The organism is Aurantimicrobium minutum, from assembly GCF_029892845.1.
Taxonomy (GTDB): domain Bacteria; phylum Actinomycetota; class Actinomycetes; order Actinomycetales; family Microbacteriaceae; genus Aurantimicrobium; species Aurantimicrobium minutum_B.
The window spans coordinates 353,485-374,091 of record NZ_JARXVT010000002.1 but is presented as its reverse complement, the minus strand read 5'-3'; the positions used below and the strand labels follow the sequence as shown (position 1 = coordinate 374,091).

At 55.0% G+C, this 20,607-nt stretch carries 27 protein-coding genes; 3 read left to right on the top strand and 24 right to left on the bottom strand.

Features of this window, described 5'->3' with window-relative positions; genetic code table 11:
- Positions 1–150: 150 nt before the first annotated feature.
- Positions 151–1,527, top strand: coding sequence for an MFS transporter (locus M2118_RS04465; RefSeq protein WP_280794730.1), 1,377 nt, complete (start codon positions 151–153; stop codon positions 1,525–1,527).
- Positions 1,528–1,530: 3 nt separating this feature from the next.
- Here M2118_RS04465 and M2118_RS04460 read toward each other — a convergent pair whose 3' ends face one another.
- The 9 genes from M2118_RS04460 to M2118_RS04420 all read right to left on the bottom strand — a co-directional run bounded on the left by M2118_RS04460 (position 1,531) and on the right by M2118_RS04420 (position 8,581).
- A complete protein-coding gene (locus M2118_RS04460) occupies positions 1,531–2,625 on the bottom strand; it encodes an NADH:flavin oxidoreductase/NADH oxidase (protein WP_280794729.1) in 1,095 nt (364 codons plus the stop codon).
- Between the two features lie 23 nt (positions 2,626–2,648).
- Entirely contained in the window at positions 2,649–2,951 is a 303-nt protein-coding gene (locus M2118_RS04455; protein WP_280794728.1) for a helix-turn-helix domain-containing protein, read from the bottom strand.
- The gene (locus tag M2118_RS04450) at positions 2,951–3,310 is read right to left on the bottom strand and encodes a type II toxin-antitoxin system RelE/ParE family toxin (protein ID WP_280794727.1); all 360 of its coding nucleotides are present in this window, start codon (positions 3,308–3,310) and stop codon (positions 2,951–2,953) included. The genes M2118_RS04455 and M2118_RS04450 overlap by 1 nt, the downstream gene beginning before the upstream one ends.
- Positions 3,311–3,450: 140 nt before the next feature.
- Positions 3,451–4,332, bottom strand: a complete 882-nt coding sequence (locus M2118_RS04445; RefSeq protein WP_280794726.1) for a prenyltransferase — start codon at positions 4,330–4,332, stop codon at positions 3,451–3,453.
- Positions 4,329–4,652, bottom strand: coding sequence for a lycopene cyclase domain-containing protein (locus M2118_RS04440; protein ID WP_280794725.1), 324 nt, complete (start codon positions 4,650–4,652; stop codon positions 4,329–4,331). The genes M2118_RS04445 and M2118_RS04440 overlap by 4 nt, the downstream gene beginning before the upstream one ends.
- Complete coding sequence (locus M2118_RS04435; RefSeq protein WP_280794724.1) at positions 4,649–4,984, bottom strand: lycopene cyclase domain-containing protein; 336 nt, start codon at positions 4,982–4,984, stop codon at positions 4,649–4,651. Before M2118_RS04435 ends, M2118_RS04440 begins: the two co-directional genes overlap by 4 nt.
- Before the next feature lie 5 nt (positions 4,985–4,989).
- Positions 4,990–6,603: a phytoene desaturase family protein gene (gene crtI, locus M2118_RS04430; RefSeq protein WP_280794723.1), complete on the bottom strand. Its 1,614-nt coding sequence runs from the start codon at positions 6,601–6,603 to the stop codon at positions 4,990–4,992.
- The gene (locus tag M2118_RS04425) at positions 6,600–7,514 is read right to left on the bottom strand and encodes a phytoene/squalene synthase family protein (RefSeq protein ID WP_280794722.1); all 915 of its coding nucleotides are present in this window, start codon (positions 7,512–7,514) and stop codon (positions 6,600–6,602) included. Before M2118_RS04425 ends, crtI begins: the two co-directional genes overlap by 4 nt.
- Complete coding sequence (locus tag M2118_RS04420; protein ID WP_280794721.1) at positions 7,511–8,581, bottom strand: polyprenyl synthetase family protein; 1,071 nt, start codon at positions 8,579–8,581, stop codon at positions 7,511–7,513. The genes M2118_RS04425 and M2118_RS04420 overlap by 4 nt, the downstream gene beginning before the upstream one ends.
- Positions 8,582–8,615: 34 nt before the next feature.
- On the opposite strand from M2118_RS04420, the gene idi reads away from it, so the two are divergent.
- Positions 8,616–9,161 (top strand): isopentenyl-diphosphate Delta-isomerase, encoded by a 546-nt coding sequence (idi, locus tag M2118_RS04415; protein ID WP_280794720.1) that lies wholly within the window; start codon positions 8,616–8,618, stop codon positions 9,159–9,161.
- Between the two features lie 4 nt (positions 9,162–9,165).
- Here idi and M2118_RS04410 read toward each other — a convergent pair whose 3' ends face one another.
- The 5 genes from M2118_RS04410 to M2118_RS04390 form a co-directional block, all read right to left on the bottom strand.
- Positions 9,166–9,291 (bottom strand): type II toxin-antitoxin system Phd/YefM family antitoxin, encoded by a 126-nt coding sequence (locus M2118_RS04410; protein WP_280794719.1) that lies wholly within the window; start codon positions 9,289–9,291, stop codon positions 9,166–9,168.
- Between the two features lie 111 nt (positions 9,292–9,402).
- Positions 9,403–10,008 (bottom strand): dCTP deaminase, encoded by a 606-nt coding sequence (gene dcd / locus M2118_RS04405; protein WP_280794718.1) that lies wholly within the window; start codon positions 10,006–10,008, stop codon positions 9,403–9,405.
- Between the two features lie 25 nt (positions 10,009–10,033).
- Positions 10,034–10,486, bottom strand: coding sequence for a hypothetical protein (locus M2118_RS04400; RefSeq protein ID WP_280794717.1), 453 nt, complete (start codon positions 10,484–10,486; stop codon positions 10,034–10,036).
- A gap of 48 nt (positions 10,487–10,534) precedes the next feature.
- Positions 10,535–10,960: a thiol-disulfide oxidoreductase DCC family protein gene (locus M2118_RS04395; RefSeq protein ID WP_280794716.1), complete on the bottom strand. Its 426-nt coding sequence runs from the start codon at positions 10,958–10,960 to the stop codon at positions 10,535–10,537.
- 4 nt (positions 10,961–10,964) lie between these two features.
- Positions 10,965–12,260, bottom strand: coding sequence for an ATP-dependent DNA helicase (locus tag M2118_RS04390; RefSeq protein ID WP_280794715.1), 1,296 nt, complete (start codon positions 12,258–12,260; stop codon positions 10,965–10,967).
- A 66-nt stretch (positions 12,261–12,326) separates the two neighbouring features.
- On the opposite strand from M2118_RS04390, the gene M2118_RS04385 reads away from it, so the two are divergent.
- Positions 12,327–13,328 carry a hypothetical protein gene (locus M2118_RS04385; RefSeq protein WP_280794714.1) on the top strand — a complete coding sequence of 334 codons (1,002 nt, stop codon included), beginning with the start codon at positions 12,327–12,329 and terminating at the stop codon, positions 13,326–13,328.
- A gap of 9 nt (positions 13,329–13,337) precedes the next feature.
- Here M2118_RS04385 and M2118_RS04380 read toward each other — a convergent pair whose 3' ends face one another.
- From M2118_RS04380 to M2118_RS04335, 10 genes are all read right to left on the bottom strand, one after another.
- Positions 13,338–15,311 (bottom strand): cytochrome c oxidase assembly protein, encoded by a 1,974-nt coding sequence (locus M2118_RS04380; RefSeq protein WP_280794713.1) that lies wholly within the window; start codon positions 15,309–15,311, stop codon positions 13,338–13,340.
- A 91-nt stretch (positions 15,312–15,402) separates the two neighbouring features.
- Positions 15,403–15,681 carry an HU family DNA-binding protein gene (locus tag M2118_RS04375; RefSeq protein ID WP_280794712.1) on the bottom strand — a complete coding sequence of 93 codons (279 nt, stop codon included), beginning with the start codon at positions 15,679–15,681 and terminating at the stop codon, positions 15,403–15,405.
- Positions 15,682–15,929: 248 nt separating this feature from the next.
- On the bottom strand, positions 15,930–16,235 hold the full coding sequence (gene rpsN / locus M2118_RS04370) for a 30S ribosomal protein S14 (RefSeq protein WP_110234751.1): 306 nt from the start codon (positions 16,233–16,235) through the stop codon (positions 15,930–15,932).
- Positions 16,236–16,403 carry a 50S ribosomal protein L33 gene (gene rpmG, locus M2118_RS04365; RefSeq protein WP_280794711.1) on the bottom strand — a complete coding sequence of 56 codons (168 nt, stop codon included), beginning with the start codon at positions 16,401–16,403 and terminating at the stop codon, positions 16,236–16,238. It abuts the gene before it with no gap.
- Complete coding sequence (rpmB, locus tag M2118_RS04360) at positions 16,403–16,639, bottom strand: 50S ribosomal protein L28 (protein ID WP_110234752.1); 237 nt, start codon at positions 16,637–16,639, stop codon at positions 16,403–16,405. Before rpmB ends, rpmG begins: the two co-directional genes overlap by 1 nt.
- Before the next feature lie 326 nt (positions 16,640–16,965).
- Entirely contained in the window at positions 16,966–18,204 is a 1,239-nt protein-coding gene (locus M2118_RS04355; RefSeq protein WP_280794710.1) for a type II toxin-antitoxin system HipA family toxin, read from the bottom strand.
- On the bottom strand, positions 18,191–18,499 hold the full coding sequence (locus M2118_RS04350; RefSeq protein WP_280794709.1) for a helix-turn-helix domain-containing protein: 309 nt from the start codon (positions 18,497–18,499) through the stop codon (positions 18,191–18,193). Before M2118_RS04350 ends, M2118_RS04355 begins: the two co-directional genes overlap by 14 nt.
- A gap of 60 nt (positions 18,500–18,559) precedes the next feature.
- Positions 18,560–18,949: a Fur family transcriptional regulator gene (locus tag M2118_RS04345; RefSeq protein ID WP_280794708.1), complete on the bottom strand. Its 390-nt coding sequence runs from the start codon at positions 18,947–18,949 to the stop codon at positions 18,560–18,562.
- Positions 18,946–19,755, bottom strand: coding sequence for a metal ABC transporter permease (locus M2118_RS04340; RefSeq protein ID WP_280794707.1), 810 nt, complete (start codon positions 19,753–19,755; stop codon positions 18,946–18,948). The genes M2118_RS04345 and M2118_RS04340 overlap by 4 nt, the downstream gene beginning before the upstream one ends.
- The gene (locus M2118_RS04335; RefSeq protein ID WP_280794706.1) at positions 19,752–20,606 is read right to left on the bottom strand and encodes a metal ABC transporter permease; all 855 of its coding nucleotides are present in this window, start codon (positions 20,604–20,606) and stop codon (positions 19,752–19,754) included. Before M2118_RS04335 ends, M2118_RS04340 begins: the two co-directional genes overlap by 4 nt.
- Position 20,607: the final 1 nt, after the last annotated feature.

The following is a 20,607-nucleotide window of genomic DNA, read 5'->3' as shown; positions in this document are numbered from 1 at the left end:
TTGAGTCCTGATGTATCAAGTTTGCCACCGGATGCAAGCAGAGTCAAGCGTTCACAGCAAATCTTGAGCTTTCTCGACTCAACTTTGGATTCATGGGTTGTTTACCCTGAGTTCTTCCCTGTAATCGCGCGGGCAAGATACCCTGAACACATGTCAAGCACCGGTGCTGTAGAAGTAAAGATTCCCCGCAAACAGGTCATCTCCTGGGCCCTCTGGGACTGGGGAACCTCCGCCTTTAGTGTGCTCATCACTACATTCGTCTTTGCTCGCTACATCGTCTCGAGCTACTTCATAGATCCCAAGATTGTCGAAGCTTACGAAGCTGCCGGTGGGGAGGGTGTGGCCACCGGCGCCGCTCTGACTAATTTCCAAGCTGCTGAGGCCAACCTCACCAGCTGGGTGGGCTGGGCCCTGGCTATAGGTGGCGTCGCGGTTGCCGTGATTGCTCCCGTGGTCGGTCAACGTACCGACGCTGGCGGAAAGCGGAAACTGTGGCTTGGAATCAACACCGGCATTGTGATCCTCGCAACAGCCGCCATGTTCTTTGTGGAAGGTGCGCCACAGTTCTTCGTTCTTGGAATTGTTCTGCTCACCATTGGCAACGTGTTCTATGAAATGGCGAATGTGAACTACAACGCCATGCTGCTCCAGGTATCCACCCCCAAGAACATGGGTCGCATCTCCGGCTTTGGCTGGGGCATGGGCTACTTCGGTGGCATCGTGGTTCTGTTGATTGCCCTGATCGGATTCATCCTGGGCGATCCCCCCTATTGGTTTGGCGTGACCACTGACGGAGGAATGAACATTCGTGTTGTCGCCGTCTTCGGAGCCATCTGGGCCTTGATTTTCTCCATTCCGGTCTTGCTCAATGTTCCAGAAAACGTCGCCACCAAGCCAGGCAAAAAAGCCGGCATCCTCGAGTCCTACAAAATCTTGTTCCGCAAGATTGCCGACCTGTATAAGAACTCTCGCCCCACTTTCTACTTCCTTCTCGCCAGCGCCGTCTTCCGCGATGGCCTCGCAGCCGTCTTTGCTTTCGGTGGCATCTTGGCTGGAACAGTCTTTGGCCTCAGCTTCACTGAAGTCATTCTTTTCGCCATTGGTGGCAACCTTGTTGCGGGTATTGGAGTGCTGTTCTCCGGTTGGATCGACGACAAGATCGGCTCCAAGCGCGTGATTGTGATCTCGCTTGCCGGACTTGTCCTCACGGGCATCGGATTGTTTATCTTCCACGACGGTGGAGCAAACGCCTTCTGGATTGGTGGCTTGATGCTCACCTTCTTCGTGGGACCCGCTCAGGCATCTTCTCGTGCATTCCTGGGACACCTTGCCCCACAGGGACAAGAAGGTGAGATCTTTGGCCTCTACGCCACCACCGGTCGGGCCATTAGCTTCTTAGCACCCACGCTCTTTGCGCTGTTCGTCGTGATTGGTGGAGCCACCTACTTCGGCATCCTGGGCATCGTGGTGGTCCTGCTCGCAGGTCTGCTCCTGATGATCCCTCTGCGCGCGAAATTCATTCGCTAGTTCTTAGGAACGTGGAAACGGCGCCCGCTGATACTGGGGCGTTCCGTAGGAAATATTTTCTCCCAGCTCTGCCGCTGCGCGAAGTGCGAAGTGAGGATCCCGCAGGTGTTCCCGGCCCAGCATCACTGCATCCGCACGGCCTGAGGTAATGATTTCGCTGGCTTGAGCAGCTGTAGTAATCATGCCCACGGCACTTGTGGGCAGGTGAGCATGTTCTTTCACGTAGTGAGCCAGGGGTACTTGATAGCCAGGCCCTACGGGAATCTTGGCGCCTGCAACAAGACCACCGGTTGAGATGTCCACGGTGTCCGCGCCGAGATCCTTGACCCAATCCGTCACGATGCTGGTTTCTTCTTCGTTCCAACCACCCTCAATCCAGTCGGTGGCAGAGAAGCGAACAAAGAGAACGATCTCTTCGCCCACTTCTGCGCGCATTGTTCGAACAATGTCGAGCAACAGACGCGCACGGTTCTTCAGAGGTCCGCCAAAGTCGTCCGTGCGCTCGTTGGTCAGCGGAGAGAGGAACTGGTGGATTAAGTAGCCGTGGGCTGCGTGGATCTCGAGAACTTGGAACCCTGCTTCCACAGAACGGCGAGCTGCCGCAGCGAAGTCGGCAACGACCTGAGCGATACCCTCCTCGGTCAGTGCATGCGCTGGGGCATAGCCCTCAAACGCGTTGGCAGAAGCAGAGACGGTCTGCCAGCCACCTGCCTCCACAGGAACAGATCCGTCAATGCCGTCATAACCCCAGCCTGGGTAAGTAGAAGCCTTGCGGCCAGCGTGAGCAATCTGAATACCAGGGACAACTCCGTTGTTCCTCATCAAAGAAGTGATCTGCTTGAAAGCTTCAACCTGATCATCGTTCCAGATGCCGAGGTCGTGGAAAGAAATGCGACCTTCTGGGCTCACTGCCGTTGCTTCCACAATGACAAGACCTGCACCTCCGAGCGCAAGCGCACCATAGTGAGCACGGTGGAAATCAGTGGGAACACCATCTTTACCCAGAGCGCTATACATACACATCGGTGGCACCCACACCCGGTTACGGATGGTGAGGTTGCGCAGGGTGATGGGCGTGAAGAGCGTGGGGTTGGTCATAGCTCCACGCTACTCGCTACTCGCTAAGCCAACTGGAACTTGCGATCTCCTACTTGCACTTCCAGCGTCAGCGTTCCGCCAACTGCTTCAACATATTTGCGCAACGTATCAACCTGGGACTTCTCAATGTCTCCGTGTTCTATGCGTGAAATGCGGTTCTGGCTGACCTGTAATTGCTGCGCGAGTTCCACTTGAGTGATGTGAAGCTCCTTGCGCAGTTCTTTGAGGCGATATGCACGGACTTCCGCCATCATTCGCTTCTTGTGCTCCTCAACCAAGGCAGGGTCAGAAGGGTACTCAGCGAATAGCTGATCTGGACTCAACATCACTTTTCCTGCTTTCTTCTGTTCAGGTGCTCCATATAAAGCTGGTCAGCTTTTCGGATGCTTGTTCGATACCACTTTGTCCACGTGCCAGATTTGTCTCCTGCGACCAACATGATTGCTTTTCTTTCTGGGTCAAACACAAACAAGATTCGAAGTTCACTCCGACCCGACGAACCTGGTCGGAGCTCTTTCATGTTCTTATGTACTGATCCGCTGACAGAATCAACCAGTGGCCTGCCTAACTGTGGACCCTCCGCTTGAAGTAGCGATATAGCCGCTTCAACCTGAGCACGTGAATTGATATCAAGCTTGGCAAACCAGGTTCGGATCAATTCAACGTCAACATCCCACGTCACCATAATACAACCTTCAAGTTATATAACTCAAGAGGTGTAATTTGTCACCTCGTCATTGCACTCTGGCCTAACCGACAGATCCCCCGTTCGAAGAACGGGGGATCTGTTGACATCTCGGTGTGTTTCAAGATGTGAAGAGTTACTTATCCGTGAAGCCAAGTAAAAATCAGCAGCATGGTCACAACGAAACCAGCAAAGAAGTTGATGCCGAGGAATTTCTTCCAGCCACGATTGGCCTGTTCACAGTCAGCATCGCTGAGATTCCTAAATGGCCACACCATGAGGATGTAGGGAACGGCTGTCGCTGCAGCAACCCAGTAAGGCCAGGTGGGCTCCGTGAAGAACGCACCGGACATGATGAGTAAACCGGCGAGCGCGTAGCAGGCCAGAGCAAAGCGAGAAGTGTTTGCTGCACCAATCACAGTGGCAATCGAGGAAAGCTCGCCTTCCCTGTCTGCCTGGATGTCCTGCACGGCGCCGAAAGCGTGTGATGCCATTCCCCACAGGAAGAACGCAGTCAAGATCAGCCACAGGTCAGGTGTGAAGGCGGCTCCGGCCAGAATCACGCCATAGACGGCAGGGCTTACAAAGTGTGTGCTGCTGGTGAAGGAATCCAGGAAGGGGATTTCTTTGAAGCGCAGGCCCTTCATGGAATACGCCACAACGGCAAACATGCTGACAGCCAGCACTATGTTTGCATCCAGGTTGCCGACGGCAACCAGGTAAATCAGGAACGGAACATTGGTGATGACCACGGCCCACAGCGTGATCTTGTGGAGACTGCGGTCCAACACAGCTCCCTCAACGCCGCCCTTGCGAGGGTTACGCATGTCTGACTCGTAGTCGAAGACATCGTTGATGCCATACATCGCCAGGTTGTAAGGAATGAGGAAGAAGATGGTGCCCAGGATGAAGGTGAGATCAACCTGGAGGGTAGTCATCACATACGCCGCCGCAAAAGGGAACGCGGTATTGATCCAGGACAAAGGCCTAGAGGAAACGAAGAGTTGCTTCAGTGTGTTCATCTCTTCTTCCTTGTTCCCAACAAAATCCACAGCACCGGCAAAATGATGACGGCGGCGAGGGTGTAACCAAAGTCTTCCAGAGGTGCGAGCCCAATGTAGGTTCCCAGCAGCGTGCTGGGGTCATATGCAACGAGTCCCACGCCAATAATGACATTGTCAAAGATGGCGGTCGTGATCATCATGATCACCAGCGTGATCCCGAAGGTCCACCACACAGGCTTCGTGAACTTCACGCCACGGCGAGTGCTCACCACAATCGCGATGACCGCAAACCAGACGGCAAGTCCTAAGAAGACAGAGTTGAGAACCGAATACGTCACTTGGTCACTGCCTTGTTCACGTATTTACTCACTCCACGGCTGACAGCGACAAAGACATTCATGGTCATGTAGCAAAGCAGGGTGAGGAAGAAGACTTCTTCAACAGGGAGCTCGGGAGCCAACTGAATACCGGTCATCCACTGTCCCTCACCGCGGAAGAAGACACCGGCATCAATGCCAGTGAGATCCCAAATGAGGAAGAACACGATACCGGTGGTCAACACCAGGGTTGCCCGGCGAGCATCCTGCCAAAAGAAAAGCTGGAACCGTCTATCCAGCATCACCATGCCGGTGAGTGCCACCAGCAGTGCTGCGAGATAGAGAATGTTCATGCGATCTAAGCGGTTTTGTCGACCGTGGGGAAAAGCGGCTCTGGCAGTGGCTCTGTGGTGGTGTCACCACGAAGACGCTTGACCAGAATCTCGGCAGAGATCAAACACATGGGCAGACCAATTCCAGGGATGGTCGTTCCGCCCGTGTAATACAGGCTTTCCACCTTCTTGGAGATGTTGCCCGAGCGGAAGAATGCACTCTGAGTGAGGATGTGGCTGGGGCCGAGGGCTCCGCCCTTCCAGGAGTTGAGGTCGTTGGCGAAGTCTGCGGGACCGATGGTGCGACGAACCTTGATGCGCTTGGCCAGGTCAGGAACACCAGCCCAGACCGAGATCTGCTCGATCACACTGTCCGCAACGGCTTCAACCTGCTTGCTTCCCTTGCCATCGATGCCGCCCCTGCCGATGGACACATCAGCAGGAACAGGAACAAGGATGAACAAGTTAGTGTCACCCTTGGGCGCAACCTGGGCATCTGTTGCACTGGGCTTGCAGACATAGATTGACGCAGGATCTGGAACTGAGGTGGGCTGGTTAAAGATCTTGCCGAAGTTCTCATTCCAGTCGTTCGTGAACAACAGGGTGTGGTGTTCGAGCTCAGGGACTTCACCCTTCACACCCAAGTAAACGAGAACGGCGCTGGGCCCGGAGACCTTCTTGTCCCAGTAGCTTTCGCCATATGTCTGAAGTGCTTCTGGCAGAAGCTCTGTCTCGGTGAAGTGAAGGTCTGCTGCAGAAACCACAATGTCGGCGGCCAGAGTGGTCACACTCTTGGACTTGCCCTTGGTGTATTCCACACCAGCAGCCTTGGCTTTGGTCTTGTGACCAGCAGGGTTCACCACAGTGAGAATCTTGGAAACGTTGGCCTCAGTGATGAGGTTCACTCCCTCAGCAACTGCGATATCGCGAATGCTTTCGATGACACGGTTGAAGCCACCCTGCGCATAGAGCACACCGTCTTCGAGGTCGAGGTAGCTCATCAAGTGATACATCGATGGGGTGATGAACGGGCTTGAACCCAAGAACACAGCTGGGTATCCCAGGATCTGCTGCAAGCGAGGATCCTTCACGTGACGTGAGGCGAACTTGTGCAAAGACTCCTGCAGAAGCTTGGTCAGTTTGGGAGTGCGACGAAGAACATCTGCACGAACCAGAGGTCCGAACTTTTCAAAGCTTGTGTAGAGGAAGCGCTTCTTCGCCATCTCGTAGGTGTCTTTGGCAGAGTCCAGGTAACGCTCCATTGCGGGACGTGAACCGGGTTCGATCTTTTCAAAGAGCTCGAGGTTGTCCTCGCGGTTGTCCAAGACATCGATAGGGCGTGCTGGGTAAACACCGTCGTCTTCGAAGAGCACGCGGTAACCAGGGTTGAGCTTAGAGAGCTTGAGCTGCTCATCGCTCGAGGTGCCCATGAGCTTGTAAAAGTGATCAAAGACCTCGGGCATGAGATACCAGGAAGGACCGGTGTCGAAACGGAAGCCATCCTTCTCCCAAGTTCCGGCACGGCCACCTACCTCTTTGTGCTTTTCCAGCAGGGTCACCTGGTATCCATCGCGGGCAAGCAAAGCTGCCGAGGCGAGGCCGGCAATGCCGCCACCGATAATGACTACGGACTTGGTCATGAGGTTTTTCCCATCAGAACTGCAAGAGCGAGGCGTGCCTTGACGAATGTCGGCACGCTCACGCGGGTGTGCTTGAGCTCGGCAGCAGGAGTGCGCGCAATCCTGCGGTTGAGTTCAGCAAATAGACTTTGTGCCAGCGCCACAGCCTTACGGCTGGTGCTGGGCAGGAGTGGAACGATAGCGCCAGAAACAGCAAGGTCCGCGTCGATGTCGTCCACAAGGCGCTGCTTATCTGCCTCGGTGAAGGTGGCGATGTTGATGCCAGGGAAGTAGCTGCGGCCCAGGGCATCCACGTCTGCACTGAGGTCGCGTAAGAAGTTGACCTTCTGGAATGCGGCGCCAAGCTTGCGGGCACCCGTCACAAAAGTGTCGTTCTGCTCTGGAGTGAGATCCATGCCCACGAGGAACGCCTTCAAACACATCAAGCCGACAACTTCAGCAGAGCCATAGACGTAGTCATCGAAGCTCTTGGGGGTATGGGTGACGCGAGTGATGTCGACGCGCATGGACTTAAAGAAGGGGCGGGTGAGGTCTGGTTCAATGCCGGTCCTGCGAGCAGTCAACGCAAACGCGTGCACGACCAAGTTGGTGCTGTAACCGCGCTGCATGGCAGCTTCAGTTTCTTCTTCAAGTTCGTCGAGCAGACGACGAATCTCTTTCTCGCTGACCCCGGCATAGGCTGCAACGCCATCTACGATTTCATCTGCCAGGCGAACCAGGCCGTAAATGTTCTCGACGTCCTGGCGAACGCCTGCACCAAGCAGGCGAGCTGCCATACCGAAGGAAGTTGAGTACTCGCGAATGATCATGCTCGCGGTTTGCTCGGCAACGCGGTCATAGAGGGCGCTCTGACGGGTGGGTTGTTCGCTCACCGGCACCGAAGCATCTTGAACGAGCTTGTCGTTGCTCATCGAACGCGCTCCACCACGGCTGAGACCAATGGAGTGAGCTGCTCAATAAGTTGCTGAGGAACCCCAGCGCCATGCAGGGCAGCGACAGCTTCGTCGGCGTAGTCGGAGGCGAGGCGCTGAGTGAACTTCTTCGCACCGGTGCGCTCGAGAACCTCGCGCACGGTGGCGGCATCAGAATCAGACAAGTTGCTATCGCCCACCAGGTGAGAGATGGTGCTCCACTCCGAGGTCTGCGATGCAAAAGCTATCAGTGCAGTGCGCTTGCCTTCACGCAAGTCACCCAAAGTGGTCTTGCCCGTGGCAGCTTCATTACCGAAGACACCGAGGAGGTCATCCACGATCTGGTAGGCAATGCCGATGTTGCGACCAAACTCACCGAGTGCGGCAATCACGTCGTGAGTGGCACCAGCAAGCAGGGCACCTGCTTGCAGCGGCGCTTCGAACGAGTAGACAGCTGTCTTGAGGCGTTCCATCTGCACGATCTCTTCAATGCTCGGCATGCCGGTATAAAGAGAGAAGTCGACATCAATGAGTTCACCGGCGGCAGAGTCAAACACTGCCCGGTCGAGAAGTTCAACGAGGGAATCACGAATTTCTGGGTTACTACTAGCGCGCTCCATCAATCGGAACGAACCAGTCAATGCCAAGTCACCTGCGATAACAGCAACTGACATGCCTCGATGTTCAGCTGTCGGAAGTGACAACCCTGCGGTTTGTGCCACGTCACGATAGCTACCAGAGACGTTAGGAATTCCCCGGCGCACAAAGTCACGGTCGACTACGTCGTCGTGAACAATCAGTGCAGTGTGGAGAAGCTCAAAAGATGCTCCCACATGGGCTGCGGAGCGCAAGTCAGATCCGCCTAGCGCGGTGTATGCCGTCATCACCATTTGGGGGCGGAAACGCTTGCCGCCAGCGGTGTTCGAACGCAGTGTTTTCCACAGCGATTCATAGGCTGGTGCAAGCGTTGCAGCTCGCTGAGTGGATAGGCTAAAGAAGCGCTCGAGGACCTCTTCGACGAGCGCGAGGTGGCGCGTCATTTCGGCTTCTTGGCTAGGAACACTCACCCCTCTAGGCTAACTGACTAGACAGGAGCACAACATGGGTGAATCCCGTGAACTCGTTGTGCTTCTTGCTGAAGACGGTAGCCCGGTCGGTACCGCCGACAAGGCCACTGTCCACACTGAAGACACTCACCTGCACCTTGCATTCTCCTGCCACGTCTTTAACCGTGAAGGTCAGATTCTGGTCACCCGCCGTGCTATTGAAAAGAAGACCTGGCCAGGCGTCTGGACGAACTCATTCTGTGGCCACCCCGCACCAGACGAAGACTTCGTTGAAGCCATTCACCGTCGTGCCGAGCAGGAGCTGGGACTCACCCTCGCTTCCGTCAAAAGCGCGCTGCCTGACTTCCGTTACCGCGCCGTCGACGCCTCCGGCATCGTTGAGAACGAGATCTGCCCTGTGTTCATCGCCATCGTGGATGACGAACCCGTGCCTAACCCCAGCGAGGTAGCTGAATACGCCTGGGCAGAGCCCGAGGCTCTGCTTGCTTCGGTGGAAAAGTCGGCCTTTGCGTTTAGCCCCTGGCTCACCTTGCAATTGCCCCGCTTGGCAGTTGCTGGGTACCTCTCTCCAGCTGGTTAACTAACTAAATAGCTTCTAGCCGAGCGCATGGTTTTCCGTCTCGATAAATAAGAACCTCGTGACCTTGCTGAACCAGCTCGATGAGCCATTCAAGCTTTTCTGCTGCTTCTTCAATTCCAAAGATGTACACAGTTACTCCCTAACTGCAGCGCTCCCTGAAATGAAACTTACTCACAGCAACGGACATTTTGCTCAATAAAAAAGAGGGCCAACAAGGCCCCCTCTTTTTATGTTGTGGTTTTTAGCCGCCGATTGCTCCGGCATCCGTTGCACTGACATCAGTGCGGTGGAAGTTGAGGAATGAGCGAGAAGCTGTGGGTCCGCGCTGACCGTGGTAGCGGGACTTGTACTCAGCCGAGCCATAAGGCTTCTCTGCAGGTGAGCTGAGCTTGAAGAAGCAGAGCTGTCCAATCTTCATACCTGGCCACAGCTTGATAGGCAGAGTTGCCATGTTCGACAGCTCAAGAGTGATGTGACCGGAGAAACCTGGGTCAATGAAGCCTGCAGTGGAGTGGGTGACCAGACCCAGACGACCCAGTGAGCTCTTACCTTCGAGGCGAGCAGCAATGTCGTCGGGCAGGGTTACCTGCTCATAGGTTGCACCGAGAACGAATTCTCCCGGGTGCAGAATGAAAGGCTCGTGAGGGTCTACCTCGATCAGACGGGTGAGGTCTGGCTGGTCTTCAGCAGGGTCGATGTAGGGGTACTTGTGGTTGTCGAAGAGACGGAAGTACCGGTCAATGCGAACGTCAACGCTCGAGGGCTGAATCATGTCGTCAGCCGAAGGTTCTAGGCCAATACGGCCCGACTCGAGTTCGGCACGAATATCGCGATCAGAAAGAAGCATGTTCTAAGCCTACAGAACCAAGAAATTAACTATGAACGGTTTCTCCGTTGACAGTTCTAAACCGTTTCAGAATGAGAAAAATGAGTGCGGCTAAACCAATACCAATGGAAATAAAGGCAGTCATCACGTTTCCCGAAGAAATTGCCTGTGTCGCTCCGTAACAGATGAGGAGCAACCCTCCGACTAACAGTCCTTGGGAGACCACGTCGTACTTTTTGGCCAGGAACATGCTTCCCGCCATTACAAGAACCGCTAAGGCAATCGAAATCACTCCAACAATTCCACTGTGGAGCTGGCGTACTTTCTCGAACTCCATGTACGCAAGATTTGACGCTTCTGCTTCAGCATCCGTCGGTTCGGAGTTTGAGAAAGTCATCAGTTCAGTTGGATAACTGGGTTCAGGGTAAAAAAGGTTAATCCCCACCCCGACAAATAGCGCGATAACTATGCCTAAAACGACCGAAGCAAAAAGCTTCATTCCCCCATTTTCCATGGTTTGAGGTTAACACCACTGCTGTGGCTCCGTCTAGGGATTTCGCGTTAACGTACCCCTGGGTCCGTGGGTTACGGTTGCAACTTTTGAGTTGAATTCGCAGACTTCTGCGCGCCCAAACCAGGTAATCCTATTTCGAGCAATCCAGCGGTAGATCATATTTCGTACCCCTCTGGGAACGACTTTTCCCACAGCGGCAAGAACCTTCCAACGCCTGGGCAGGACCTCGGCGAGCGCGAGCACTGCGTCACCCTCCTGAAGAACATGACCGTTATTGAGAACCACCACGGAATCAAAGCCTGTGACACCGGCTTCTGCGAGAAGCGCGGTTCCCCAGTCAGACTCCCCTGGCACAAACATGATGTGCTCTGGGTTCAGTTTCTCTTTCGGGATGCGTTTGCCCAGCCATTCGACCAACCCCACACACAGTGCGCAGTCCCCGTCGATGAGCACAATCATGTTCTTAGCCTTCGAGAGCTTGGCCGAGTGATTCAACCCGTCCCATGAAGCGTTCCACGTCAGGATCCACGATGACATCCGACGGACGCAGAGGACGTGAGAGGTAGAGACCCTCCAGTGAGGTAATGCGACTCAGTGCCACATAAGTCTGACCAGGAGCGAAAGCACGAGAGCCCATGTCGATGAGTGCCCGGTCATAGGTTTGACCCTGTGCTTTGTGAATGGTCACAGCCCACGCCAAGCGCAGGGGGAACTGGGTGAACTCTGCGACCACGTCGCGGCTGAGCTCATCAGTACTCTGCTTGTAGGAGTACTTGTACCGCTCCCAGGTGACGGGGTGAACTTCATACTCTGAACCGGCAACGGTCACGAAGACAGTGTCGGTGACCTTGGTCACCGTGCCGACTGTTCCATTGACCCAGCGACCTTCGCTGTCGTTCTGCAAGAACATGACCTGAGCACCGAGCTTGAGTTCGAGGTCTTCATCAGCTGGGAAGGCGTTAGCGGCGAAGTCGCCACTGACATCCGCTGCAGCGACCTTCTTCTTTCCCGGAAGCTTGGCCAGCTGCTCGGCGTTGATGGCATTCACGCGGGCATTCGTGGTGGCCAAGATAATGATGTCCTCGCCCTCAGGGGCAGGACGGTTCCCAGCTGCGTTGAGTGCAGCACCTAATGTGGGGGTCACCGTTCCGTGACGAACAGCGTTCAACATTTCTTTGAACGCATCGTCACGCTGACGGTGGATCTCGGTGAGTTCGATAATGCGCAGTGGGGTGTCTTGCCACACAGCAGCATCAAAGAACCAGTTCGAGGCGTAACGGGCCTGAAGGTATTCCTTCTCCTCTGGTGTGCGAGGAGGTACTGGTGAGAGTTGGTAGGGGTCACCGAACATGATGACCTGCACTCCGCCGAAGCTTTCCTTCTTGCGGTGACGTGCTTCGCGCAAAGCGCGGTCAATCGCGTCCATGATGTCGGCATTGACCATCGAGACCTCATCGATAACGAGAGAGTCAATGGCGTTCAAAATCTTGCGCTGGTCTGGACCGTGGTTCAGATCCAAGGAACCGATCAGCCCTGTGGGCAGGCGGAACAGTGAGTGAATCGTCTGGCCGCCGACATTCAGTGCGGCCACACCTGTGGGAGCACAGACCGCGATGGTCTTCTCCGTAGTGAACGCCAAGTGGTTCAGCAGGGTGGACTTACCTGTTCCTGCGCGGCCAGTGATGAACACGTGCTCACGAGTTTCCTCAATGAGGTTAAAGACCTCCTGCTGCTGGGCAGATAAGGAGACTTTGTTCACTCCCGAAGTTTACCGGCGCAGCGCTTACTCAGCTTGTTGCCCACAGGCGCTTTGTAGGATGAAGACGTGAAACTGACCAAACGCCAAGGCACCTATCTGGGTTTGGCGGCAGCTGCTCTGCTTTTGGTCACCGTATTCGTCGGTATCGGCATCAACCAGTCGCTCTATAGCGCTTCTGGTTTTGTCAGCCAATACCTCTCTGCACTCTCACGTCATGATGCGGCTTCTGCTCTGTCGATGCCTGGGGTAGGTGACAAGCTCCCTGCTGATGCCGACCGCACCTTGCTGCGCGGTTCTGCAATGGGTGAGCTCACTGACATTCGCATCACCAAGGTTTCTGGCAACGACGCCAAGACCACAGTGACCGCCAGCTACCTGCTCGGTGGGGAGAAGGCCACGGGCACGTTTGTGGTCACACGCATTGGCAGCACGATGGGTGTGTTCGAGTCCTGGGCATTTGCAGAGCTTCCCGTGGCAAAAGCCAAGGTCACCGTCTGGCACGATGCCTCTTTCAGCGTGGGGGACTCCGGCCAAATTGACCTGCGCTCAACTGACTCTGCCAAGGACGCCACCGTCTGGGGTGGAACTGGAACGTATCTCTTGTTTGCGCCAGGTAACTATGTCTTCGATCACACCTCCACATGGCTCACTGCAGAAAAGGTCACGCTCGACGTGGCAACGCCTGGCGAGACTGCAGAAGTTGTGGTGGATGTCCAGGCAAACAAGGCCTTCACCAAGCGCGTGCAGAAGGAAGTCGATGACTACCTTGATAAATGCGTAAAACAAGATGTTCTGCAGCCTGCAGGCTGTCCATTTGGTTACCAAACGGGGAACCGCATCGTGGGTGAGCCCAGCTGGGAAGTGGCGGAATACCCCGCAATCAAGGTTGTCCCAGGTGAGACCACCTGGGCTGTGCGGGATGCTGTGGGCAAGCTGCGCATCACCGGTGAAGTCCAGTCACTCTATGACGGAACGATTTCTCCCCTGGATGAGATTGTGGATGCGGTGTTCAACATCAATATCTCGATTCGATCCGATGGCAATCTTGCCATCGTGCTCTCTCAATAACCTGCTGAGTTAGTTCTGCTGGCTATCAGCGGCTGCTTGCTTGGCAAGCATCTCGTTGTAGGCCTTGAGCTCAGCATCGTCAGTGCGATCTGCTTGGCGGTCTGTGCGCTTGGCTTCCTTGGCATCTGAGCGGTTCCACTGGTATCCCAGGACAAGGGCCAAGATCAGGTTAGGAATCTCTCCCACGCTCCAGGCAATAGCTCCACCGGCCTGCTGGTCTTCTAGTGGGGTGGAACCCCAGGTGCGACCCATTGCTCCATACCAATCAGCGAGCATCAAGCTCTCTCCTGACATGATGCCCAGGCCAAAGAAGGCGTGCACGGTCATGGCGGCAAGAAGCTGAATGAGGCGGAAAGGGTAGGGGTAACGCGTCTTGACCGGGTCGATACCAATCAAGGACTGGACAAAGAGATACCCGGCGAGAAGGAAGTGAACAATCATCCACTCGTGCCCAATGTGGTCACTGGTCGCCCATCTAAAAATGGGCGTGTAGTAGAACAGCCACAACGATCCGACAAAGTTGACGGTGGCAAATAACGGATGCGAGATGACATTGGCATAGCCCGAGTGGACGGCCTTGAGAATCCATTCACGGCCACCACGGCTGTCGTCTTGACGCTTATTTACTGCGCGCATCGCCAGGGTGACGGGAGCACCGGGAACGAGCAGGATGGGCACCATCATGCCGAGGGTCATGTGCGCACCCATGTGGGCAGAGAAGAGATACATCTCGTAGGCGTTGATCCCGCCGTTGGTGATGTAAAACAGCAGGCCCATGCCCGCAATCCAGAGCACCGTGCGATACCAAGGCCACTTGTCTCCGCGCTTGTGTAGACGGTAGACACCAACTAAGTAGAAGAAGACCGCGAAAACGCAGAACAGCAACCAGATCAGGTCAAAGTTCCAGACCGTGAAGTAGCGCTCAATCGTGAACGGCGGGGGCAACGGACTTCCGGTCAGAATCTCCGCAGGTGTGGGGTTCTGGTTCAAGGTCTCACTGACGGGTGTGGGCGTGCGGGCAAGACCTGCAGCCAAACCTGCGGCAGCGCCCATCACCACGAGCTCAATGGCAATGAACCACCAGAACATCTTCTGGGTTGCTGCTCCGGTCATGCGCTTGACCAGGAAGCCACGCTGCCAGAAACCAAAGGCCCCCAAGATCACCATTGCCGCAACCTTGGCCAGCACGAGCTGGCCATAAGGAGTGGAGATCAACTTGTCGAAGGTGCCGATGCGAACCATCGCATTTGCCACACCCGAGACGGCAACCACGATGAAGGCGATGATCGCCAGAGTGGAGAAGCGTGCAACAACCACAGGGAGACGGTCAGGGCCAATGATGCCACGCAGCAGAATCAGGGTGACCACGCCACCGAGCCAGACCGAGACGAAGACCAGGTGCAAGCCCATGGACGTAATGGCCATCGCGTGACCCGAGGTGCCTGCAGAGTGGCCCTGCAGCGCCATGGGCACCAATGTGCCCACCGCTGCCAAGCCGACAAAGAAGAGCGCCGTCTGGTTCGTTACGGCAATGCAGAGAACTGCAACAAATGCTGCCAGCAAGGTGGTGATTAACCACGCCTGGCCAAGCTGAATGTTGGTGAAGAAAAAGCCGAGTTGATTGCCAAACTTCGAGTCAGCCGAAAAGGGAGTCAGGCTCACGTTCAAGAAGGTCAAGAAACCTGTGACAGCAGAAGCCAGAGTCAAGACGAGAGCTGACGCTGCAGCAATATCAATACTGCGGACATAGGCGCGTTCCCGCGAGGCGAAAGCCCACAGTGCGAGTGCGAGCGAACCAATCATGGTTGCCGCTGAAAGATCCACGAGGAGCTTGGCAATAGGCAAGCCCACGCGAACGACAACACCAGGGTCACCGAGAGCTGGTGTGCTGGAGCCACCGCCAAAAGCAAGGGCCCCAAGCAAGACAACAAGCGCCACCAGCACGGTCAGTGCGGGGATAGCTATCTTGAATAAACGGGGCACAACTCAAGCCTAGAGATTATTGCTGAGGCTTAAATGCATAGTGGGTGTGGACCCGAAGGCCCACACCCACCAAAGCGAGTGAAACTCGTGACTACTTGACAGCAGCCTTGAGCTTGCTACCAGCCGAGACCTTTACCGACTTGGAAGCGGCGATCTGGATGGTTGCGCCGGTCTGAGGGTTACGACCGGTGCGAGCTGCACGGTTGGTGCGCTCGAAGGAGATGAAGCCAGGAATGGTTACCTTTCCACCCTGAGCAACTTCAGCAGAAACAACTGCGAAGAGAGCGTCGATGACGCCGTTTACGTTTGCCTGCGAAAGGTTGGTGTGAGCGGCAACTGCTGCGACAACCTCAGACTTGTTGAGAGCCATTTGTGTCCTCCTGGACGTTGAGCTACCGAAGTAGCACTTTGTTTGGAACGGTTGAGCCACAAGGGCCGTCTCGTTTGGTCTGTATGACCATTCGAAAAAATATCAGCAATTCCTTGTATTTACAGGCAATTCGTGTCGGCGTGGCACGAGAAGACCTCGACCCAAGGTTGAGGGTTTAAAACAGGGTTAACACAGTGAAAGCCATGGACTTTGCAGTCCATGGCTTTCACATTTAAATCTGACTGGGATTACCAGCTGGACTTGGTGATACCGGGCAGTTCGCCACGGTGAGCCATCTCGCGGAAACGAACACGAGAGATACCGAACTTGGTGAGAACACCACGGGGACGGCCATCGATCGCGTCGCGGCTGCGAACACGGATGGGAGAAGCGTTACGAGGAAGCTTCTGGAGAGCAATACGAGCCTCTTCGCGAGATGCGTCGGTACCGTTGGGGTCAACGAGTGCCTTCTTGATCTCGAGACGCTTAGCTGCGTAACGCTCAACGATTACCTTGCGCTGCTCGTTACGAGCAATCTTGCTTTTCTTAGCCATTTAGCGCTCCTCACGGAATTCAACGTGCTGACGCACTACGGGGTCGTACTTCTTGAGTACAAGACGGTCGGGGGTGTTACGACGGTTCTTGCGGGTTACGTAGGTGTAACCAGTGCCCGCGGTTGAACGCATCTTGATGATGGGACGTACGTCCTGTGCCTTAGCCATTAGATTTTCTCCCCACGTGCGAGAAGGTCCTTGACGACGGACTCAATGCCGCGTGCGTCGATGACCTTGATTCCCTTTGCCGACAGAGTCAGCGTTACATTACGACGAAGAGAAGGTACGTAGTACGTCTTCTTCTGAATGTTGGGGTCGAAACGACGCTTGGTGCGTCGGTGCGAGTGTGAAATTGCGTGCCCAAAGCCGGGTACGGCTCCGGTCACCTGACAGGTCGCAGCCATGTCTATCCTCCTAATACCGCAAGACGGGATTGTCTTGCCCAAGATTCCTTGTCTGCGCACGAACACCCACAACTCACGAAGTGAGAGAGAACATGCACTGCTTACGCGAGGAATTCCGCGCAGCCAAGGGTCAATTCTACGTTGAGTCTGATTCTTTAAGCAAACTCAGGGAGCTCTACTTCAGCGAAATCAAGCGGTTCTTTGAGTTGTCGCATATTTTGCGACTACTGGGGTCAGAGCTCTGGGGTGTGAGCTAACAAGTGTCGAACCGTCGCAAATATTGCGACAGTTCCCGATTAGTTAAATAATTCTGCGTGTTTGATTACTTATGGAGAAGGGACAAAAGCGGATTCAAAACGCTTCTGCGTTTGTTCAGCAATCCCCATTTCACCTGCCAATTGTTGCCACAATTGCGTCGCTTCTACGATCTCGCCGACAATTTGGCGAGCATTGTCCAGGGTAATTTCATATGTACCAGAATCTTCGATAAGCGCTTCAAAGTCGTGGGTCACATTTCTTGGTGCGCTCGGAGTGACCCACATATTTGACGGTTCCACTAGTTCAGGTGGCTTGGGATTGATATCAAAAGCTGGAGCTAGCTTCCAGCCATACTTTCCTCGAAGAAAACCAAAGTTCTTCAAGTGATCATCAACATCATTTAGAGCAATCGACAGCGCTGCTCTTCTAAAGAGTTGGTCGAGGTCAACACGGGGCTGAAAACTATGGAAGCTAACAAACTGGGCCATCTCTTGATAACTAGATTGGACTGACTTGTTCTCGCTAATCCCCATCGCATGACGCATGCTTTGGTAGCCGATGCGTCGCGTGCCCTGGCGATCAAATCGCTCTAGGAACAACAGTGACAAAGTCGCGCTGTGACGACGGTGCCGGAACTTTGGAACCTCAAGCCCGACCTCTTGAGCAATGGATAGGGCGACTGCTTCCCACCCCTCAATATCCAATGACCTGTCATTTTCACTCCACAACTTCACAATGCAACTCACGTTGCTCTCAACCCAGTTCACCTTGGGTCTGGCTCCCCCCAACGGGCTGCTAATTCCTGATAGCACTGTGAGATCTTCATCTGTGGCAGCATCTCGATCAAACCTCGCAGTAGCTTCTACTATTCGCTCTAACGGAGTGAGTCCCGGCCTAGTTGGTGCTTCAAAGAAATCGGTGGCGCTTTGCTTAAACCGCAATGCACCCAGCCTGGTGTCGTCACTTTGTCGAAGTAGAAATTCAAGTTCATCTAGTGGATCTGGTACTCGCGATTCCTGACGAGCTTGAGTGACGTTCTCATGACGGATGAGTCTGCGTCCCCATTCATCGGGAAGCGAGTCCGCGATTCCAGAAAACATGAGGCGGTCAAGCGAAAGTTGCTGCGCCCCGCGAAAGAGAGGCAGGTCACTCGACAATTCATAAGTGTCTAGATTTTCGAGATATGTGTTGTCGTAGCTGAAATCTAGAGTTGGCTGACTGTAGCCAGCTGGCTGAATCTCTCGCAACAAACCGACTTTGATATCAGTGTTTTTCTCGCCTGAAAGCCAGACCTCAACGGATCGCATGTGGCCGCACTCTCTTGCGATTGATCAAGGCAGCGCGGTTCCGACCGATTTCAGTATTGAGCGGCTCCACTGCGTTTGTCATTGAACTTGAAATACCGAGTGCTTCCATGACGGCAACAACAGCGGCGAGTGAGGCGGTTCCTTTTCCGGCTTCAATAGACCGTAAGGTATCTCTGCTTATCCCAGCACGTTCGGCGACGACCGCTCCAGGGAGTCCGCGGATTGATCGCCAGCTTCTGATGGACTCGCCGAATTTAACTAACGTGCGTTCAACCGCCGGTGTTTTTCGTGCCATGTGTAAAGTATATGGCGAATATAACCTTCATTGCTAGATTTAGTGACGGTTATATTCGTCTTAAGGAGATAATGTGCATTCTCTACAGAGGCCAAATACGTCCACCACGTGACGGGGTTGGGTAAATCCGTGTTCTGCAGCAACCTTTGCAGCCCAAGACTCCACAGCTTCTGCTTCAATTTCTTCAGTGTGACCGCACTGCCGACAGATCAAGTGGTGATGGTGTCCGTCACTGGAGCATGCGCGATAGAGGTTCTCACCCTCTGGTGACTGCAAAGCATCTGCTTCATCAGCAGTTACCAGGTCTGTCAGGGCGCGATAGACCGTCGCCAAACCAATCGTGGAGCCTTCTGCTTTGAGTTCAGTGTGCAGCTTCTGGGCGGAGATGAAATCTCCGCGCTCATTCAGTGCTGTTCTCACGGCTTCGCGTTGCCAGGTGTTGCGTTTCATGCTGATGCTCCGATCGATGCGGGGCGACGCATGGTGAAAGTTCCCCATGCAACAAAGAAGATGGCCGCAGCGACCAATGCGATGCTCGCCCCGGCGCTCACACCGAGCCAACGAGAAATCAACAGCCCTGCGACACCGGCGAGCGCGCCGAGTGTTGGCGCCAGCCAGAACATGACGTTGATCTTGTCGGTGAAGTAGCGGGCAGCTGCTGCCGGAGCTGCAATCAAGGCGATCGCCAGGATTGCTCCGGCCGCAGGAAGCGCTGCCACCACAGCAACGGTGGTGATGAGTAGAAGCACTGCATCAAGCAACCAGGGCTTTGCCCCGGTTGCTGCGAAAGCTTCGGGATCGAAGAGGAAGAACAGGATCTGCTTTCCCCAGATGAGCATGGTGGCAATCACTGCAAGAAGAGCGACACCTGCAACAAGTCCATCAACCCAGGTTGCCGAGAGGATCGAACCAAACAAGAAGCTGTCAATCTGGATGGGAATGCTCGGGTTCATGGCCTGCAGCAGAACACCTGCGGCAAAACCTGCCGTGAGCATGACGCCGGAGGCGGCCTGGGTTCCTTGGCCGCGGATGCGACTCAGGAAAGTCAAGATGATGGCCAAGCTCACACAGGCAATCAGTGCACCAATTTGGAGGCTTGCTCCCAAGATGGTCGCAATGACCGCACCGGGGAAGGTTGCGTGCGTCAACGCTTGAGCGAACAAGACCCGCTTACGCAGGACCACCAGCACACCGGCAAGACCTGCCAGTGCGCCAACCAACACAATGACAATCAGGGCACGTTCGAAGTAGCTCATGCGTTGACCCCCTTACGGAGCACGCGCACGATCAAAGCGATGGCATAGAGCGTCACAAAACTCAGCGCAACGGTTGCTCCCGCTGGAACATCTACCCCACCCACAACGGAGATATTGAATCCCAGAGCAAGACCCATCCAGGATGCGAACACTGCGGCACCCACGGCAACAGCAAAGAGGCCGCCCAGCTTGGTAGTCACCAAGCGGGAGAGGGCGCCCGGAACAATGAGCACAGCAAGAACCAACAGGTTCCCCACCGCATTCGATGCCGCAACAATGACAAGTGCGATGGCGACGTTCAAGACGAGCTCCGTGCTGACCCGGCGATAGCCGGCAGCAGCACTGCCCTCAGGGTCGAAGGCGCGGAAGACCTGGCGGCGGAATGTGAGCAGCACCAGAACCAGTGCAACTCCGGCAACAACTGCTGTTGTGATGGCTTCACTGTCTGTAACAGTGAGCAAGTGGCCAAACAGAAGTTGTTCCAAACCACCAGCTCGCCCTGGCGATGCCGAAACGATGATCACACCAATACTGAACATGGCTGTGAGCACGATCGCTGTCGTGGCATCAGAGGTGACCCGGTTGTTACTCATCAAAGTCAGCACGATGGTTGCGGCAGCGGCAGCAACCAGTGCGCCAATGAGAACGCCGCCCTGTCCTCCAAAGACAAAGCCCGCTGCCAAACCAGGGAACACCGCATGGGTGAGGCCGTCACTCAAGAACTCGAGGCCGCGCAGGTTGATGAAGACACCAATCACTCCGGCAGCCACGCTCAACACAATCAACACCAGTAGCGCTCGACCCATAAAGGGCAGCGCGAAGGCGGTGGTGAGAGAGTCGAGCAGATTCATG